Below are 1,016 nucleotides of genomic sequence, written 5' to 3'. Positions count from 1 at the left end.
GAACATGTGCCGATCGTTGGCCGGCACCAGGTAGTCCACCGTCGAACTGGGGATGGGCGATTCATCGAAAATATAACTGGCACGAAGGTCAAACCAATCGGTCACCTTGTATTCCGCCCCGATGCTCAGGCGCCAGACGTCCATCCAGTTTTTCGCCTTGGTCACGCTCGTCACACCCGGCAAGATGGCTTCGTCGTACTTGATGGTCAGGTCTTTGTAACTGCTCCAGCCGGTCCAGATGGCTCCGAGCTCGATGAGCAGTCGGTCCATGGGGCGAATGCCCGCCCCCAGGAAGACCATATCCGGCAGAGTGACACTGCCTTCGGCTCCGGTGTCGTTAAACCACGTGGCCGCAGCGGGAGCGAGGGGACCGGAGGTGAGGGCCGCCGGCTTGGTGAAATCGGCATCCCCGTCGAGGTGTTGTTTCACGTTGCTGTGATAGGACGCGCCCAGAGACAGCCAGTCCATGGGTTTCACGTGCAGCCCCAACGTGAACCCGTACCCAAAGGTATCCCCCGTAAGCTTGCTCTTCACATCAAGGGCGCTGGTGGTGGGGTCATTGATCTTGGTGGAAAAGCCCAAAGCCGCCAAGGTCGCCCCGGCACCGCCTCTGACGAAAGGCGCCGTGGCATCGATTTTCTGTTCCAGGGTGAGATCGAACCACATGACTTCCACGCCAGCGGAAACGGAAACCATGTCGTTGAGCTTCACCGCCACGTTGGGATTAAAGGAGAGAGTCTGAATGATGGCATTGTAATTATTGTAGCGGCCCCACCAGTTCTTGTCGAATTCCGTGCCCAAGCCGAATCGGGAATACAGACCCGCCCCGAACCACAGAGCGTCCGAAAACTGATAGCTGGCATACAAGTGGGGCGGAATCCACCCGTTGCTTTCCGTCGACTTGGTGTTGCTTTGCCCGGAATAGGGATTGACCGTGGTCACATCCGTCATGGGCGCAATAAAAGTGGCGCCGGCCATCACCTGCACGCCGGGAAGCTGGGTGATTCCGGCCGGTT

Annotated in this window: 1 protein-coding gene; it reads right to left on the bottom strand. The window is 58.5% G+C overall.

What is annotated here, in order from left to right:
• Positions 1-1,016, bottom strand: a 1,016-nt coding sequence (locus tag ABJK56_RS07180; RefSeq protein ID WP_347243985.1) for an outer membrane protein transport protein, incomplete at both ends; no start/stop codon positions are given.

It is taken from the genome of Thermogutta sp., assembly GCF_039793925.1.
In the GTDB taxonomy this organism is placed as follows: Bacteria; Planctomycetota; Planctomycetia; order Pirellulales; family Thermoguttaceae; genus Thermogutta.
The sequence above is the reverse complement of the archived record's forward strand: the minus strand, read 5'-3'. Positions and strand labels throughout refer to the sequence as shown.